The 16,919-nt window shown below is 28.4% G+C and carries 17 protein-coding genes and 1 tRNA gene; 14 read left to right on the top strand and 4 right to left on the bottom strand.

Annotated features, from left to right (window positions below):
* Positions 1 to 69 precede the first annotated feature (69 nt).
* The 4 genes from CQA42_RS00425 to CQA42_RS08175 all read left to right on the top strand — a co-directional run bounded on the left by CQA42_RS00425 (position 70) and on the right by CQA42_RS08175 (position 2,669).
* Complete coding sequence (locus tag CQA42_RS00425) at positions 70 to 909, top strand: DNA ligase (protein ID WP_115582742.1); 840 nt, start codon at positions 70 to 72, stop codon at positions 907 to 909.
* Between the two features lie 98 nt (positions 910 to 1,007).
* Positions 1,008 to 1,997: a glycosyltransferase family 10 domain-containing protein gene (locus CQA42_RS00420; protein WP_115582741.1), complete on the top strand. Its 990-nt coding sequence runs from the start codon at positions 1,008 to 1,010 to the stop codon at positions 1,995 to 1,997.
* A 210-nt stretch (positions 1,998 to 2,207) separates the two neighbouring features.
* A complete protein-coding gene (locus CQA42_RS00415) occupies positions 2,208 to 2,453 on the top strand; it encodes a tetratricopeptide repeat protein (RefSeq protein WP_115582740.1) in 246 nt (81 codons plus the stop codon).
* A 57-nt stretch (positions 2,454 to 2,510) separates the two neighbouring features.
* Positions 2,511 to 2,669 carry a hypothetical protein gene (locus CQA42_RS08175; protein WP_181881431.1) on the top strand — a complete coding sequence of 53 codons (159 nt, stop codon included), beginning with the start codon at positions 2,511 to 2,513 and terminating at the stop codon, positions 2,667 to 2,669.
* 32 nt (positions 2,670 to 2,701) lie between these two features.
* Here CQA42_RS08175 and CQA42_RS00410 read toward each other — a convergent pair whose 3' ends face one another.
* Positions 2,702 to 3,739 carry a GDP-L-fucose synthase gene (locus tag CQA42_RS00410; RefSeq protein WP_115582739.1) on the bottom strand — a complete coding sequence of 346 codons (1,038 nt, stop codon included), beginning with the start codon at positions 3,737 to 3,739 and terminating at the stop codon, positions 2,702 to 2,704.
* A 118-nt stretch (positions 3,740 to 3,857) separates the two neighbouring features.
* Here CQA42_RS00410 and CQA42_RS00405 point away from each other — a divergent pair, with 118 nt between their 5' ends.
* From CQA42_RS00405 to CQA42_RS00360, 10 genes are all read left to right on the top strand, one after another.
* The gene (locus tag CQA42_RS00405) at positions 3,858 to 4,304 is read left to right on the top strand and encodes a DUF1104 domain-containing protein (protein ID WP_115582738.1); all 447 of its coding nucleotides are present in this window, start codon (positions 3,858 to 3,860) and stop codon (positions 4,302 to 4,304) included.
* An 88-nt stretch (positions 4,305 to 4,392) separates the two neighbouring features.
* On the top strand, positions 4,393 to 5,100 hold the full coding sequence (locus tag CQA42_RS00400) for a response regulator transcription factor (protein ID WP_115582737.1): 708 nt from the start codon (positions 4,393 to 4,395) through the stop codon (positions 5,098 to 5,100).
* The gene (locus CQA42_RS00395; protein ID WP_115582736.1) at positions 5,090 to 6,286 is read left to right on the top strand and encodes a HAMP domain-containing sensor histidine kinase; all 1,197 of its coding nucleotides are present in this window, start codon (positions 5,090 to 5,092) and stop codon (positions 6,284 to 6,286) included. The genes CQA42_RS00400 and CQA42_RS00395 overlap by 11 nt, the downstream gene beginning before the upstream one ends.
* Positions 6,287 to 6,288: 2 nt before the next feature.
* Positions 6,289 to 7,245: a glycosyltransferase gene (locus CQA42_RS00390; RefSeq protein WP_115582735.1), complete on the top strand. Its 957-nt coding sequence runs from the start codon at positions 6,289 to 6,291 to the stop codon at positions 7,243 to 7,245.
* A 25-nt stretch (positions 7,246 to 7,270) separates the two neighbouring features.
* A complete protein-coding gene (locus CQA42_RS00385) occupies positions 7,271 to 8,233 on the top strand; it encodes a glycosyltransferase (RefSeq protein WP_115582734.1) in 963 nt (320 codons plus the stop codon).
* On the top strand, positions 8,230 to 9,339 hold the full coding sequence (locus CQA42_RS00380; RefSeq protein ID WP_115582733.1) for a glycosyltransferase: 1,110 nt from the start codon (positions 8,230 to 8,232) through the stop codon (positions 9,337 to 9,339). The genes CQA42_RS00385 and CQA42_RS00380 overlap by 4 nt, the downstream gene beginning before the upstream one ends.
* 12 nt (positions 9,340 to 9,351) lie before the next feature.
* Positions 9,352 to 10,380, top strand: coding sequence for a D-alanine--D-alanine ligase (locus CQA42_RS00375; RefSeq protein ID WP_115582732.1), 1,029 nt, complete (start codon positions 9,352 to 9,354; stop codon positions 10,378 to 10,380).
* The gene (locus CQA42_RS00370) at positions 10,380 to 11,084 is read left to right on the top strand and encodes an alpha/beta fold hydrolase (protein WP_115582731.1); all 705 of its coding nucleotides are present in this window, start codon (positions 10,380 to 10,382) and stop codon (positions 11,082 to 11,084) included. Before CQA42_RS00375 ends, CQA42_RS00370 begins: the two co-directional genes overlap by 1 nt.
* A complete protein-coding gene (locus CQA42_RS00365; RefSeq protein ID WP_115582730.1) occupies positions 11,077 to 12,516 on the top strand; it encodes a UDP-N-acetylmuramoyl-tripeptide--D-alanyl-D-alanine ligase in 1,440 nt (479 codons plus the stop codon). Before CQA42_RS00370 ends, CQA42_RS00365 begins: the two co-directional genes overlap by 8 nt.
* A 126-nt stretch (positions 12,517 to 12,642) precedes the next feature.
* The gene (locus CQA42_RS00360) at positions 12,643 to 13,146 is read left to right on the top strand and encodes an HIT domain-containing protein (protein WP_115582729.1); all 504 of its coding nucleotides are present in this window, start codon (positions 12,643 to 12,645) and stop codon (positions 13,144 to 13,146) included.
* Here CQA42_RS00360 and CQA42_RS00355 read toward each other — a convergent pair.
* The 3 genes from CQA42_RS00355 to CQA42_RS00345 all read right to left on the bottom strand — a co-directional run bounded on the left by CQA42_RS00355 (position 13,127) and on the right by CQA42_RS00345 (position 16,883).
* Entirely contained in the window at positions 13,127 to 15,493 is a 2,367-nt protein-coding gene (locus CQA42_RS00355) for an outer membrane protein transport protein (protein ID WP_258865510.1), read from the bottom strand. The genes CQA42_RS00360 and CQA42_RS00355 overlap by 20 nt on opposite strands.
* A gap of 134 nt (positions 15,494 to 15,627) precedes the next feature.
* On the bottom strand, positions 15,628 to 16,653 hold the full coding sequence (asd, locus tag CQA42_RS00350) for an aspartate-semialdehyde dehydrogenase (protein ID WP_115582727.1): 1,026 nt from the start codon (positions 16,651 to 16,653) through the stop codon (positions 15,628 to 15,630).
* 155 nt (positions 16,654 to 16,808) lie between these two features.
* Positions 16,809 to 16,883, bottom strand: a tRNA-Asn gene (locus CQA42_RS00345).
* Positions 16,884 to 16,919 lie beyond the last annotated feature (36 nt).

Here is a 16,919-nt window from a genome sequence, read left to right as displayed (position 1 = left end):
TTAAAATATTTACTACAAAAAAAGATAATTTAAATAAAATTATTTCTATTTAAAATTTAAAGGCTAAAAATGAGATTTTTATTTTGGATTCTAATTTCATTTTTGATAATAGCAAATGCACAAAACTTAATGCTTTTAAAAGAATTTAATGGAGAAGATTTAAGTGGTTTTGTTATGAGTGAAAAATATGATGGAGTGCGTGCATTTTGGAATGGTGAGATTCTAAAATCTAGAAATGGAAAGATAATAAATGCACCAAAATGGTGGCTAGAAAATCTACCAAAAGACATTGCACTTGATGGCGAACTTTGGAGTAATAGAGGAGAATTTCAAAAAATCCTTAGTATTATAAGCAATAAAATACCGACAAAAGATTGGAAAGAAATAAAATTTATGATTTTTGATAGCCCAAATTTTGATAAAGCACATTGGAATACTAAGCCACTAAATGAGCGTCTAGCACCACTAAAATCATATCTAGCTACTTTAAAATCTCATCCAAACATTCAAATCATAGAACAAATAAGAGTTGAAAATAATGAAGCTGCATTTGCATTTTTAGAACAAATAATAAATAATGGTGGTGAAGGTATAGTAGTTAGAGATGCAAATGCACCTTATGAAAGCGGACGAAGTAGCAATATATTAAAACTAAAAAAGATGAAAGATAGTGAATGCAAAATCATCTCTATAAATGAGGGCAAAGGTAGATTCAAAGGAATTATGGGGAGTATAACTTGTAAAGATATTTTTACAAACAAGACTTTTAAAATTGGCAGTGGCTTTGATATGAATATGCGTAAAAATCCACCAAAAATAGGAGTAATAATAACTTACAGATTCCAGAATCTAACAAATGATAATAAACCTAGATTCCCAGTATTTATGAGGATTACACCAAAAGATTAGATAAAAACTAAAAAAGAATAACATCTTTAAGCCTCCAAATTTAAGCCCCCTAAAAGAGACATAAGATACAATTTCGTTATTTTACAAAAAGGGGTGATATGCAAAAGTGCATAAAACTTCACTTCATAGATGGTTGTAGCGAAGATAGCACTTATAAAAATTTTTTACCACAAGGCTATGTGCTAGATTCTATAAATCCTGATTTTATCTTTTATGATATATTTGGAAAAGCAGAACATATAAAATATGATTGTATAAGGATTTTTTGCACTGGAGAAAATGTGCGTCCAGACTTTAATTTCTGTGATTATGCAATAAGTTTTGATTATTTAGAGTTTGAAGATAGGCATCTGCGTTATCCATTGTATCTTAATACCACTAGTTTCCGCCAAATATGCGATAATGAAAGGGATAAAACTTATAGCTTTGGAGAAGAAGCACTAAATCGCAAGTTTTGTTCTTTTGTCGTTAGCAATAGTAAGGCAGATTCTTTGCGTGAAGAATTTTTTAATGCTTTAAGTGAGTATAAACGCGTAGATTCTGGTGGAAGATATAAAAATAATATCGGAGCACCTATAAATGATAAACATAAATTCTTAAGCCAATATAAATTTAATATTGCATTTGAAAACTCTGCTACACATGGCTATATCACTGAAAAGATTTTTGATGCCAAGGTAGCAGGTAGCATACCAATCTATTGGGGTGATAGCACGATTTCTAAACCTTTATCCAATTTAGGGGGAGGGTTAAATGAAAAAGCATTTATCAATATCTCAAGTTTTAAAAATATTTATGAGGCAATAGAATTTATTAAATATCTAGATTCTAATAATGAAGCATATCTAAAAATGCTAAATGCCCCACTTTTGCAAGATAAAAATCATGACAAAATCTTTGATGAACGCTTAAAAAATTTTTTTGATCATATATTTTCACAAAATAAAGAACAAGCATATCGGCGGGGATTTGGGCAATGGCGATTAAATATTGAAAAACGTTATAAAAAATTTCAACACACTAGAAATATAATCATTAAGCTTACAAATATTTGGCGTTTTTTAATACTTAAAATACCACAAAAATAGCAAAACATACTCATAAAAAATAGTTTTCATCATTGCAAGATTTTTCCATCATTGCGAGCGATTCCCCGCGGATTCTATCATCATTGCGAGTGTAAGCGAAGCAATCCACAAGAATCCACACAATCAAAAAACCAAACAAAAAATAACAATAAATATAAGTCTGATTCTTTTAGAATACAAACATTTTATAATCTAAACAAGGGAAAATAAATGAAAATACTTATGATTTTATGTGTTTTTGGAATAATATGGGCGGAAGATATATCACAATCACTGCAACAAGAATGCGATGGTGGAAATACAATTGCATGCTTTAATCTTGGTTTAATGTATCACAATGGAAAAGGTATTCGTCAAGATTATAGGCAAGCAAAAGAATTTTTTGGCAAGGCTTGTGATTTGAGAGATCAGGGAGGTTGTGATGCTTATAGAGGATTAAATGAAGCAGGTTATTAGTCTTTCTTTGGTGTAGTGTTTGATTTGATTGGTTTGGTTTGATACGCTTCGCGTGCCTTGCTTTATTTTTGGATTGCTTCGGTCGTTTCACTCTCTCGCAATGACATGGGGTGGGATTCCATCACAATGACAAGAGGTGTGGATTCCCTCGCAATGACAAAAAAAAGGGGGGGGGATTCCCTCACAATGACATGGGGTGGGATTCCATCACAATGATAAAGTAAAAAAGGATTGCGATGGTAGATAGGCTACAACTTTGCCCTATTTTTATATTCATTATATACTTCTTTTATACCATCTCGCAAGCTTATACTAGGAGAGAATCCTAGATTTTTTAACTTTGATATATCTAGCAGTTTTTTAGGTGTTCCATCTGGCTTACTAGTATCAAATACTATTTCTCCGCTAAATCCTACAATCTCTCTTACTAAATATGCTAATTCTCTTATACTTATATCCTCACCACAGCCCACATTTATATGTGTATTTCGCACATTTTGCCCTTTTGCTAAATCTTTAAAATCTATATTTTCTAGCACAAATACACAAGCCTTAGCCATATCAAGAGAGTGTAAAAATTCTCTTCTTACATTTCCACTACCCCAAATATTTACACTATCTTTTGAGATTCCAAATTCTTTTAAAATATTTTCATAGTTTTCACCAAGATTTAACTTTATAGAATCATAATCATTTTCTTGCAAACATTTTGCTAAATACATTTTCCGAATCATTGCTGGCAAAACATGTGAATTATATAAATCAAAATTATCATTAATCCCATATAAATTTGTAGGCATCACAGAGATAAAATTGCAACCATATTGCAGTGCATAAGATTCACACATTTTTAATCCAGCAATCTTTGCTATGGCATAAGGTTCATTTGTGTATTCTAATTCACCATTTAGCAAATATTCTTCTTTTATTGGCTGTGTGCAGAGCTTTGGATAAATGCAACTTGAACCAAGAAATAATAACTTTTTTACGCCATATTTGTATGAATTATGAATAATATTATTTTGGATTGCTAGATTTTCAAATATAAAATCCGCACGAAATGTATTATTTGATAGGATTCCGCCTACTTTTGCGGCAGCAAGCACGACTATATCAATTTTGTTATTTTTAAAAAAATCTTTTACTAAAGAAAAATCTCTTAAATCAAGCTCATCTCTACTTCTTACTATGATGTTTTTATATCCTTTATCTTTTAGCACTTTTAATATAGAGCTACCTACCAAACCACGATGTCCAGCTATAAAAATATTAGAATCTAAATTCATTTTATCTCCAAAATTTATATTTTTAGCATTATAAGATTTATTTCACAAATATTACACAATTAAAATATAGTATTCCATCACTAGATTTAATCTAGGATTTTTATTAAAGGAGCTAAATATGAATAAGATTCTAGCAGTTAGTTTAATGGGAAGTTTGATTTTTAGCAGTTTTGCTTTTGGAGCTGATTTTAGCAAAAAAACAAATGATGAATTAGTAAAATTATCTGGTATTGTTGATCCAAAAGATGTATTAGACTATAAAAAAGAGATTGAAAATCGTATAAACAACATGACAGGAAATGATGCAAAAGTATTTAAAGAGCAATTAAGAACACAAAAAGAAAAAGTATATGGTGAGATGAAAGTAAGAGATTTAAAACAAAGACAAGAAGCGATTTTCAATGCCATAAAAGAACAATGCAGCAAAGATCCAACATCTTGTCCAAAACCACCACACAAAATGGATCAAAAACCACACAATCCACACAAAGCAGATTGTAATTGTGGTAGAAAGCCTATGCCAAATGATGATATGAGATCAATGCCACAAATTCAACCAAAATAATTTTATATAAATTTATGATAGCAAAAAGTATGATTTGCTATCATATTTGCTTTATCAATTCTATTAATGTTAAATATTGGGAGAGAAAGTGGCAGCAAAGATTCTACTATTAGAAGATGATTTTATACTATCTGAGATAATATGTGAATTTTTAGTTGAATCTGGTTTTAATGTGACACATTGCGATAATGCAAATGATGCACTAAATCTCGCGTATGAAAAACAATTTGATATTTGGCTTTTAGATGTAAAAGTCCCAAGTGATAATGAATTTGGTAATAATTTTATAGAATCTTCAAATTTACCTGGATTTGAACTATTAAAAACACTAAGAGAAACAAATAAAACTACCCCTTGTATATTTATCACCTCACTATCAAGCTTGCAAGATGTTCAAAGTGGATATGGGGTAGGCTGTGATGATTTTTTAAAAAAGCCATTTGAATTATTAGAATTGAAATTAAGAATTGAGACTTTATTAAAGCGAGTTTTTAAAAGTCGCCTAGATGAATTTGAAGATTTTGGTAATGGATTAAAATTTTATTTTGTATCAAAGATTTTATATCAAGATGACAAAAAAATCCCACTAACTCAAAAAGAAAGTTTATTGCTAAATTTATTAGTGCAAAATGCAAATTCTTATGTATCACAAAGTGTAATTTTTGATGAATTATGGGAATTAGACCAAGAACCAAGCGAACTTAGTCTTAGAGCATATATAAAAAATATTAGAAAAATAATAGGCAAAGATAAGATTCTAAATAGTCATAATAAAGGCTATTGCTATGTTAAATAGTTCATCAAAAAAGACAATATTAAAGATTCTGCTTTTGTATTTAGGCACAAGTGCGGTATTTTTGTGTATAGGTTTTTATTTTTTGATAACAAAAGAAAAAGAAAATATCATTTTTTCCCAAATGTCAAATTTGCGAAGCATTGCATTTGAAATATTTGATACATTGCGTAAATACGATAATAATACAAAAAGAGCTCTCCCAGAAATCATAATAAATACTGAGATTCCATTTGCAATATATGATAAAGATAACAATCTAATATATTCCAATCTTACAAGAAATCCAAATAAATTAGAATTAAAAACAGGAATATATAGAGTTGATAAAAAAATCATCACAAATCCCGAAATGGTTCCACACAAAATTAAATACATAAAAGGAGAAAAAAAACCATTTCCATTTAAGGTATTTTTAGAAGATAATATATTGGATGATGAAATCTTTTTTATGAAAATAAAATTTGGAATCTTTTTTATTTTAATACTTACTATTATAGGCATTATAGCTACTATTTTAGTAAGAATCTTTTTAAAACCTATGAATGAATATATAAAAAGCCTAGATATATTTATCAAAGATACAACACATGAAATAAATACGCCAATTAGTGTGATTTTAATGAGTGTTGAAACACTAAAAAAAGATAATCTTGAATTAGAAGAACAAAAAAAGCTAGAACGAATAAGGCTTGCTTCAATGCAGCTTAGTAAAATTTATAGTGATTTAGCAGCTTATAATTTTCCACATAGCATTGAAAATAATAACACCAATCTGCAGCTAGATATTTTACTAAAAGAGCGAATAAATTTCTTTACACCATTTTTTGTGCAAAAAAAACTTAAAATCACTACAAATATAAAACCTGTTGTTTTTAATGGTAGTAAAGAAAAATTTACCCTTTTATTTGATAATCTCTTAAGCAATGCGATAAAATACAACATAAAAGATGGAAGCGTGCATTTAAGCTTAAATGAAAATAGTTTTGTGATTAAAGATAGTGGAAAAGGTATAAATATAAAAGATATAGATAATATATTTGAAAGATATACGCGTTTTAGCACATATTCTGGGGGCTTTGGAATAGGTTTGTTTTTGGTAAAAAAGATTTGTAATGAATATAATATAAAAATTGATGTAAATACCAACTCAAATGGCACGATATTTAGTCTAACTTGGGATAAATAAATATGACAAATCCCAAAGTATCCATCATAATACCTGTATTTAATACTAGTAAATATCTAAAAAAATCAATATCATCTTGCATAAATCAAACTTTTAAAAATATTGAAATTATTATCATAGATGATAAAAGCACAGATTCTAGCCTAAAAGTAATAGAATCTTTTAGCGATTCTAGAATAAAACTAATCAAAAATACTAAAAATCTTGGGACTTTTCTAGCTAGAAAAGAAGGGATAAAAATAGCTCGTGGTGAATATATTATATTTTTAGATTCTGATGATTATTTGTTAGAAAATAGCGTGTCTTTATTGCTAGATTCTATAAAAGATGCTTGCATGATTCATTTTGGAATTATGCATAAGCCTATCATAAAATACGCCACCTTGCCAAAAATACACATAAATGAACTAAGAGATGAAAATATCACAAAAGAAATCATTATTGATAATTTCAATAAAAGCTGGCTTAATCTCGCAGGTAGGATGTATAAAACGAAATTAATAAAAGATTCTATAGAAAAAATAGATTTTATAGATAGACATTTGATTTCATCAGAAGATACAATTTTATTTTTTATCATTACTCTTTTGGCAAAAAAGAGTATCGGGATTGATGAGAATCTATATATTTATTGTCAAAATGATTCTTCAATCACAAGGGTAAGAACACAAGAAAAATTACAAAAACAAATTGATGATAGAACCTATCTAAAAGAAGTTTTAAAAATTATTCAAAACAATAAAGATTTAAATTCACACAAATATTTCAAACAATCTTTAAAAAAGATTGATGATATGCTCTCTTATTTTATTTGCTTTTCTAAAAAATTTATTTGCAATGATGATATAATTTTACCTTATCTAAAATATTCTATTATTTCTATGAAATATATGCCACGATGGCAGATATTAGTAAAAATGATAATTTATTTATTAACATTTGGTAAAAAACAATTATAAAAATAAACTATTATAAAGATTCTAGATGGCAAATATAAAATTAAAAATAAAACTTTTTTTAAAAGCTATTTTTCATACAATTATTCCAAACAAAAATCTAAAAAATAAAATATTAAAGTTTTTTGGTAGAGATTATGAATTAAATAAAAATGAACTTAGCAAGATTGAAAATATAAATCTTTCAAATATAAATGCCAAAAAAGGCGATTTTATCGTATCGCTTACTACATTTCCAAAGAGAATCCACACAATCAAATATACACTTTATTCTATTTTTATGCAAAATCTCCAACCAAAAAAAGTTATATTATCGCTTAGCAATAAAGAATTTGAAAATGAAATCTTGCCAGATGAGATTTTGGAATTTCAAAAATATGGGCTAGATATTTTATGGAATGAAAATAATTTATATCAATATAATAAAATTATTCCAGTCTTACAAAAATATAACAATGAAGTCATTATCACCCTAGATGATGATATATTTTACCCACAAGGATTATTAAAAGGTTTATTTGAATCTCATTTAAAAAATAAAAATGTTATTTGGGCACAAAGAGCAAGGATTGTAAATATCTCTAATGATAAAATAAATTCATTTAGCACTTGGAATCTAGTAAAGAAAAATGATTTTAAAAATCAAGAGAATCCTAGATTTGATTTATTTTTAGAAGGTGTGGGCGGCGTGCTTTATCCACCAAATTCTTTATACAAAGATGTAGTTGATGATAAAAAGATTATGAAATTATCTCCAAAAGCTGATGATTTATGGCTTTTTGCTATGGCTATTTTAAATGGCACTAAAATTGCGGTCGTAAAAAATAATTTGATGGCAAATGGAAATGCTATGACAATATCACCACATAGCGGGCATTCACTATGGCTAAATAATCTAATAAGTGGAAATGATAAGCAACTACAATCTATAATAAATCATTATCCAAATATAATAGAAATATTGAAATCTAGCAAAAAGGAGGATGTATGAGGGTTTTACAATTTGGAAAATTCTATCCTCCAGATATAGGCGGAATAGAGGTAGTTATTGAGGATTTGACGATTGCATTAAATACAAATGGGATTAAATGTGATGTGCTATGTTCTAATTCTAAAAAAGAATACAAAGAAGAGATTCTGCCTTGTGGTGCAAAGATTATGCGTTGTGCTTCATTTGGCAAGCTGGCTTCTACTTCAATTTCTCCTCAAATGATTTTTAAACTAAAAGAGATTATAGATAATTATGACATCATACACATGCACTTACCTGATCCTATGGCAAATGTGGCATTGTTGCTAGCAAATTATAAAAATAAAAAAATAATAATTCATTGGCATTCTGATATCATTCGACAAAAAAATCTCTTAAAAATATATACACCTTTACTAACAAAATTATTAAAAATTGCAGATTGCATTATCGGGACAACGCAAAAATATATCGATGAATCATCATTTTTGAAATCTTTTAGTGACAAATGTATAGACATTCCAATTGGTGTAGATAAACAATCTTTATTAAACAAAAATATAAATAAAGATTCTATTATTCAATTTCCAAAAAATAAAAAAGTGATTTTTTCTCTTGGTAGATTAGCTCTAAATAAAGGATTTGAATACCTAATAGAGAGTGCAAAATATTTAGATGATGATTATGTAGTATATATCGGTGGAAGTGGAGCATTAAAAGAGAATCTAGAATCTTTAATAAAACAAAACAATCTTAATAATAAAGTTTTTTTAATAGGCAAAGTTAGCAGGCACAATCTACAACACTATTATTCAAATTGTCATATTTTTGTATTACCATCTATTCAAGAATCTTATGGCATAGTCCTTATTGAGGCTATGAGTTTTAAAAAACCTGTAATTTGCACAAAATTATTTCCATCTGGAAATGATTGGATAAATCAAAATAATAAAACAGGTTTGGTTGTAGAATCTAAAGATTCTAAAGCAATAGCTTGTGCTATTAAAAAAATAGAATCTAATTATGAATTTTACGCAAATAATGCGTATCAAAGATATTTAAGTGAATTTACACAAGATAAAATGATAAATAGCATAATTAATCTATATAATAAATTATTACAATAAATTGGAGAGAATATGGGTTTTATTGTCCTTTTTGGTGGAAATTCTTTTGAACATGAAATAAGCATCGTTAGTGCCATAACAATAAAAAAGAAAATAGATAATATAGAGCATTTTATTTTTTTAGATTCTGATAATAAATTTTATCTTGTGCCTAGTGAAAGCATGAAATCAACGCACTTTGTAAACCTTGCATACAAAAAAGATAAAGAGCTGTATCTCACATATAATGGATTTGTGCAAAAAAGCCTATTTGGAAACAAAATCATTAGCGGAACTATCATAAATCTAGTGCATGGAAAAAGTGGTGAAGATGGAGAAATCGCATCATTACTTGGATTTTATGGAATGAATTTTATTGGACCTAGAATCGAGGCAAGTGTAATTAGCTTTAATAAAGCTTTGACAAAAGATTTTGCAAAATCAAGAAATATAAAAGTATTGCCTTATGAAGTATTTAATAAAGGTGATAAAATAAATATTAATCTCCCTGCTATTATCAAACCTGCAAGACTTGGAAGCTCTATTGGAATTTCGGTAATAAAAGATAAAAAAGAATTAGATTATTCACTAGATACTGCTTTTGAATTTGATGATGTTATTGTAGTAGAGCCATTTATTTCAAATATCAAAGAATACAATCTAGCAGGATTCTATGCAAATGGAGAGATGCATTTTTCTATAATTGAAGAAGTAAATAAAGGCGAATTTTTAGATTTTGATAAAAAATATTTAGATTTTAATGCTACAAGTAAGCCAAAAGTTGCAGATTTAAATGATAATTTAGAAAAAAAGCTAAAAGATTCTTTTATTAATATTTATAAAAATTGCTTTGAAGGTTCGCTTATCCGCTGTGATTTTTTTATCATTGATGATGAAGTATATCTAAATGAAATAAATCCAATTCCAGGCTCTCTTGCATCATATCTTTTTGATAATTTTAATGAAAAAATAAATTTACTCTCAATCAATCTGCCAAATAGAGAAACAATAAAAATAAATTATAAATATATATCAAAGATTCAAGCTTCAAAAGGTAAATAATGGCATTAAAAAATATTGTGCTAGGTGAGAGAAAATTTGATATTTCTTATATGATAAAAAATAATAATTCACCACTTTGGGCGATCTTTTTGCATGGTTGGGGAAGTAATAAAGAATTATTGCAAAATACTTTTGGTGATTTTTTTAATTCTTACAATCATATATATATTGATTTGCCTGGCTTTGGTAATAGCTCAAATGATTATATTTTAGATTCTAATGATTATTGTGATGTTATAAAAGCTTTACTAGATTTACTACATATAAAAGCAGATGTAGCTATTGGTCATAGCTTTGGAGGAAAAATTGTAACACTTCTAAATCCAAAGATTCTAATATTACTTAGCAGTGCTGGGATTATAAAAGAAAAAAGTATAAAAGTAAGGCTAAAAATAAAATCAGCAAAGTTATTGAATTTTTTTGGAATTAAAAGCACGATATTTCGCACAAAAGATGCCAAAAATCTACCTCAAAATATGTATGAATGCCTAAAAATTGCAGTCAATGAAGATTTTAGTATAAAATTTAGTGAATTTGACAATAAAGCATTTATATTTTGGGGCAAAAATGATGATACAACTCCCCTTTATATGGCACAAAAGATTCATAGTATAATTAAAGATTCTAAATTATATATTTTAGAAGGTGATCATTTCTTTTTTTTAAAACACGCCAAAACAATAGATAGGATTGTAAATGAATAATGTAATCTTACAAATTTCAAACATCATTTTTATGTTATCCATTGGATATTATTTATTACAGAATCTCCAATGGTATAACTACAATATATTGCGTGTTATTTTCAAACACAATAAATTTTATTGGCATTTAATATATTTTATTTTGCCTGTGATTTTATTTTGCTTACTAGGCGATTATTTTATCTATTATAATATTATTCATATAGCACTTCTTATCATCTGGTATAAAAAGCTTGATAAAAAACTAGTTTGGACGAGTAGAATCTGTAGATTCTTTATTACTTATTTTATATTCATTGTAATTAGTTTTGTTGCAATAATTATTCTTAACATAACAAAATATATTTTATTTATATCGCTAATTATATCGCTTCTAATATCATATATAAGTGAGATGATAATAATCAAACAATATAAAAAAATGGCGATAGAAAAACTACATTCTATGGAGAATCTAACCATCATAGCAATCACTGCAAGCTATGGAAAAACAAGTATCAAAAATTTTATTTATTCTTTATTATCAAAACAATTTAAAACTTATGCTACCCCAAGAAGTGTAAATACAATAAATGGAATAATAAGCGATATAAACAATAATCTCCCAAATGATTGCCAAATATATATTGTTGAAGCAGGAGCTAGAGTAAAAGGCGATATAGAAAAAATATCAAATCTAATCAATCATCATTATGCAGTAATAGGTGAAATTGGTGAAATGCACTTGCAATATTTCAAATCTCTTGAAAATATAAAAAATACAAAATACGAGCTATTTAAAAGCACAAGATTAAAAGAAGTATTTTTGTTTAAAGATAATGAAATACCAAGTGATATTAGTGTTCCTATAATACCATTCCCACAAAACATTTCAAATATACATAGTGATTTATCAGGCAGTAAATTTGATATAAAACTAGATGATAAAACTTATAGCTTTGAGACAAAGATTCTAGGTGAATTTAATATCTCAAATCTATGCGTTGCAATAATGATTGCTTATAAGTTTGGTGTATCTCCAAATAAAATTACTCAATTAGTAAAAGAGTTAAAACAAATAGAACATAGGCTTGAAAAAATAGAAATAAATGGCAAAATTATCCTAGATGATAGCTTTAATGGTAACTTAAATGGTATGAAAGAAGCAATAAGATTAGCTTCATTACATAAAGGTGGTAAAAAGATTATTGTAACTCCAGGAATCGTAGAAAATAATATCAAAAACAATGAAAAACTTGCGATATTGATTGATAAAGTGCTTGATATAGCAATTATTACTGGTGAATTAAATAGTAAGATTCTAGCTCAAAATATATCTAATGCACAAAAAATTATCATAAAAGATAAAATGGATTTAAATAATATACTTAGTAAGTTTTGTAGTGATGGAGATTTGATACTATTTGCAAATGATGCTCCAAGCTATATTTAGATTGTAATACTTTTTTAAATACTTGCCATAACAAAGTGAAACATCAAAATAATATATACAAAATAAAAGCAGAATCTTTATAGATTCTAAGTTAGAATCATTTTATATTTTACTATGGAGTATTTTATGGATATTTTGTATGGACCTTGGCGAGAAGCATATTTTACAAGTGAATGCAGTGAATGTGTATTTTGTGACATTGTAAATTCACCTTTAAATGATGAGATAAATAAAGTTGTTTTTAGAAATAATGATTTATTTATCGTGATGAATAAATATCCATACACTCCAGGTCATATACTAATTATCCCAAATATGCATATAGATTCTCCAGAAAAACTACCAAAAGATATATGGCTAAATATGTGTAGTATCGCTCAAGATTCTATGAATATTTTATATGAATATGGTGCAAGTGGAATTAATATGGGTATGAATATCAAATCAGCCGCAGGAGCTGGAATCCCAAAACATTTACATTTGCATTTATTACCAAGATGGAATGGTGATACAAATTTTATAACAACAATAGGCAATACAAGATCTTATGGTGTAAATTTTGATGATATTTACAAAAGAATTAAAATTCTAGCAAATAAATATCTATCAACTACCAAGAATACCCCATAGAAGCATTTACAAGTATCAATTTACCCATACCATTTTCTGATTGATAAATACTCTTTGAGCCATCTTTTAGATATATGCTAGCTGACCCACCAAGAGAAAATCTACTTGTTAATGGTATATTAATTCCAGCACCAATAACATATGCTGTGCTATCTGGTATGCCTATTTGATCTTGAGGCACTGGGCTTTCATCATATGCTAAACTTCCCATCAACACAGAACCACCAGAAAACATATAACTCACACCAACTCTATAAGCACTTGTATTTTTCCAACCATTTCCCATAGCTACCGCATCATAATTTGCTAAACTCATCATACTTTCAAGCTGCTCTTTTGTAAAAGTTCCAATAATACTATTTGGATCAAGTGCGGTAAATGTAGGATTTGAAAATGCAAAATCAAATTTTTTACCATCAGCCCAATATATCTTTTCATATACTAATTCTAATGTAAAGTTATAAAATCTCTGTGCTAAACCAATTTTTAGCTGTGCTGGCAATTGTGTCTTTAAATTTAAATCTGCTTTCATATTTATATTACCAAGACTTCCGCCTATATATGTTGTAGCATCTAATTTTCCCTTCAAATCAAATACTACAGGAGAGTCATAAACTCCACTTATTGTTAATGAATAATTCTCAAAGCTTAAAGGTCTAATTGTGATTCCAACTCTATATCCAAATGCCAAATCTGCACCATTGCTTTTTTGTTCAACTCTAGTTGAACCACGAAGTGCAGTAGATATATCCATATTTCCCATACCAAATGCTTCTGCTAAAGCTTTAGCATCCATAAGAGGCAAATATCCTCTTGGAGCACCATCTGCATCTGTTTCAGTTGGATTTGGATGTGCACAAGGTCCTGGATTTGATGTTTGTAAATTACCATTTAAATCATAAAAAGTCCCTGTATAGCAATTTATATAAGCACCTAATTTTCTTGCTTCATCCATAGTGCTACCAAGATTTTGACAACCAAAAAACCAACTTGTTGAATAGCCATTTTGTATGCAATAATTTATACCATTTACAAATTTATAACCTGTTGTGCTTTGTCCATTTGGAAGCGTTGTAGTATAGGTTTGATTGGATACAGGATTAAATAGAGTTGGTAAGCATATTGTTGTTTGAGAAGCACAAGTCTTATCATTATATCTCCATTCAAGATGTCCATTTGACCATTCATTTTTATACCAATTCCAATTATCTTTGATTTTTTTATTTATTTCTGCAACTTTTTTATTATATTCTGTTACATTTCTAGGATCACCAAGTGCAGATACATCAGGCATACCAAACCATGCCTCTGGGTTAAATAATGTTGGCATTTGATAACGCAATGTATTATTATAATGCGCACCACCACCAACAAATAATCCTGCAAATCCTGCAACACCTGTTGTGGTATTTACAGCATATATTAAATCTTTCATAGCTGCTGGAATCATTTCTTCTGGAATCTCATTATAATCTTTTAGATTTGTAAGCACATTTCCATTTAAAGGCACATAGACTATATTATTAAAATTGCCCATACCATATAAGATTCTAGGGCTTATACCTATACCAATTATTTCTCTAAATTGATAGCTAATTGCAGGTGAGAGCTCCACCATGGCAATCATAACATCTTTTAGAAATGCTCCAGCCTCTCCATTCCAATTCATAGCAAGACCGCTTGGAGCAGTAAAAGATATACCCACATTAAATCCACCACCACCAGCATTTAAAAAACTTTTACTTTTATAAAATATCTTTGGAACAGGAAATATAGTGCTATCAGCAGAACCTGAAACCTTAGTGCCCTCTTCTACATAGCCTATAGTCCCATGTTGATTTGTATTTCCAACTCCACCATGCTCTAATATTATAGGATCTTTTAGTGAATTTAGATTCACACCAAGTGCAGTAGCTAGATTCATAATGCTATCATTTAGTGGAACATGCATATATGTCTGGGATGTAAGACCCCAATTTATACTACCCTCACCTATTTTTTTTGTTGTTGTATCAGTGCTAAAATTAAATCCGGGGATGTAGATTCCAGTTAATGCTATTTCTAATTCATGATCATCTTGTGTTTTGTTATCAGATGAGACAACACAACCATACCTTGAATTGCAAGTCCTTGCTCTATATGTTTTTTTTACTCCATATGTAAAACCCATATTTGCAGGATTGAAATAACTAGAATCAGCACCATAAGCAGAAGCGACATAAGCAGAACTTAATGCTACCGACTTTAAGCTTTGTTCATTTATTTTAAATCCAGAAGCTTGTGCTTGGTGATGAGAAACTAAATAAAATGAAATTATTGTTATTAACTTTTTATTTACTTTAATCAAATTTAAATCCATATAATTTTAGAAAATCTATAAATTAAACTTGGTATTATAATATAATATTGACAACAAATTGCTTATTATTATTGAATATTGAGTGAATTTTAAGGTAAAGTAAATAAAAAGTTAATAAGAGATTAAGATTCTCTTATTTTTACCCATTTTTGTGCGATTCTAATAGCATTTGTTGCTGCTCCTACTCTAATTTGATCTGCAACACAAAAAAGATGGATAGTATTTTTATCAAAATAGTCTTCTCTAATCCTTCCTACATAGGTATTATCTGTATTAGTAGCAATAATTGGCATTGGATATTTATTGTTAGCTATATCATCTATGACTATTACATTTTCTGCAGATTCTAAGACTTCTCTTACTTCTTTTGCACTTACTTTTGAATTAAATCTAATACTAATTGATTCACTATGACTACGCAAGATTGGCACTCGCACACATGTAGCACTAAGTGCAAAATTTGAATGCATTATCTTACTAGTTTCTTTTATCATTTTTACTTCTTCTTTTGTGTATCCATTATCTAAAAATACATCAATATGAGGTATTAGATTAAATGCGATTTTATGAGTAAAAGAATCTAGCACTTTATCATTGCTATTGTTGATTTCTTTTGCTGTTTGAGTAAGTAGAGATTCCATGCCTTTTTTTCCTGCACCACTAACTGCTTGATAAGTGCTAACATCAACTCTTTGTATATCAAACTTTTTATGCAATGGATCTAAGACTTGCACCATTTGTATAGTAGAGCAATTTGGATTTGCTATTATTCCTGTATTTTTCCATAATCTAATATCATCTGGATTTACTTCTGGGACAATAAGAGGTACATTATCTTGCATTCTAAAAAAGCTAGTATTATCAATGACTAATGTTCCAGCTTTTGTAGCACTTGGCGCAAACTCACTACTTATGCTTCCACCAGCAGAAAAAAATGCAATATCAATATTTAGCTTTGCAAATATATCATGAGTAGTTTCTAAAATAGGTATTTTTTTTCCTCTAAAAGTTATACTTTTCCCTACACTTCTTGAACTTGCAAGAGGAATTAATTCCTTAATACCAAAATCTACATTTTCTAATAGAGTAATTATTTCTTCTCCGACAGCACCACTTGCACCTACGATAGCTACTATAAAATCTTTCATAAAAATTAAATCCTTTGTAAAAAATGTGTCATTATAACTTAAAGTATGAAGTTTAATATAAAAAAACCTAGCTCTTTAAAACTAGGTTTTTCAAATGGAGGGAATGCTGTTAGCAAATTTGGTCATAAAGTCTGTAATTTAATAACAATAAGAGATGGCTCCGGATGTAGGATTCGAACCTACGACCAAGTGGTTAACAGCCACCTACTCTACCGCTGAGCTAATCCGGAATAAAATTTTAGAGATGGGATTATAATAGAAATATA

Source organism: Helicobacter sp. MIT 99-5507 (assembly GCF_003364295.1).
In the GTDB taxonomy this organism is placed as follows: Bacteria; Campylobacterota; Campylobacteria; order Campylobacterales; family Helicobacteraceae; genus NHYM01.
Note: the sequence above shows the minus strand (reverse complement) of the source record. Positions and strands in the feature narration are given on the sequence as shown.

Bases quoted from the DNA above. Each gene is read 5' to 3' on its own strand.
- CQA42_RS00395 (WP_115582736.1), top strand. From the start codon at position 5,090: ATGTTAAATAGTTCATCAAAAAAGACAATATTAAAGATTCTGCTTTTG.
- CQA42_RS00415 (WP_115582740.1), top strand. From the start codon at position 2,208: ATGAAAATACTTATGATTTTATGTGTTTTTGGAATAATATGGGCGGAA.
- CQA42_RS00405 (WP_115582738.1), top strand. From the start codon at position 3,858: ATGAATAAGATTCTAGCAGTTAGTTTAATGGGAAGTTTGATTTTTAGC.
- CQA42_RS00360 (WP_115582729.1), top strand. From the start codon at position 12,643: ATGGATATTTTGTATGGACCTTGGCGAGAAGCATATTTTACAAGTGAA.
- CQA42_RS00365 (WP_115582730.1), top strand. From the start codon at position 11,077: ATGAATAATGTAATCTTACAAATTTCAAACATCATTTTTATGTTATCC.
- CQA42_RS00385 (WP_115582734.1), top strand. From the start codon at position 7,271: ATGGCAAATATAAAATTAAAAATAAAACTTTTTTTAAAAGCTATTTTT.
- CQA42_RS00380 (WP_115582733.1), top strand. From the start codon at position 8,230: ATGAGGGTTTTACAATTTGGAAAATTCTATCCTCCAGATATAGGCGGA.
- CQA42_RS00370 (WP_115582731.1), top strand. From the start codon at position 10,380: ATGGCATTAAAAAATATTGTGCTAGGTGAGAGAAAATTTGATATTTCT.
- asd (WP_115582727.1), bottom strand. From the start codon at position 16,653: ATGAAAGATTTTATAGTAGCTATCGTAGGTGCAAGTGGTGCTGTCGGA.
- CQA42_RS00390 (WP_115582735.1), top strand. From the start codon at position 6,289: ATGACAAATCCCAAAGTATCCATCATAATACCTGTATTTAATACTAGT.
- CQA42_RS00410 (WP_115582739.1), bottom strand. From the start codon at position 3,739: ATGAATTTAGATTCTAATATTTTTATAGCTGGACATCGTGGTTTGGTA.
- CQA42_RS00375 (WP_115582732.1), top strand. From the start codon at position 9,352: ATGGGTTTTATTGTCCTTTTTGGTGGAAATTCTTTTGAACATGAAATA.
- CQA42_RS00425 (WP_115582742.1), top strand. From the start codon at position 70: ATGAGATTTTTATTTTGGATTCTAATTTCATTTTTGATAATAGCAAAT.
- CQA42_RS00420 (WP_115582741.1), top strand. From the start codon at position 1,008: ATGCAAAAGTGCATAAAACTTCACTTCATAGATGGTTGTAGCGAAGAT.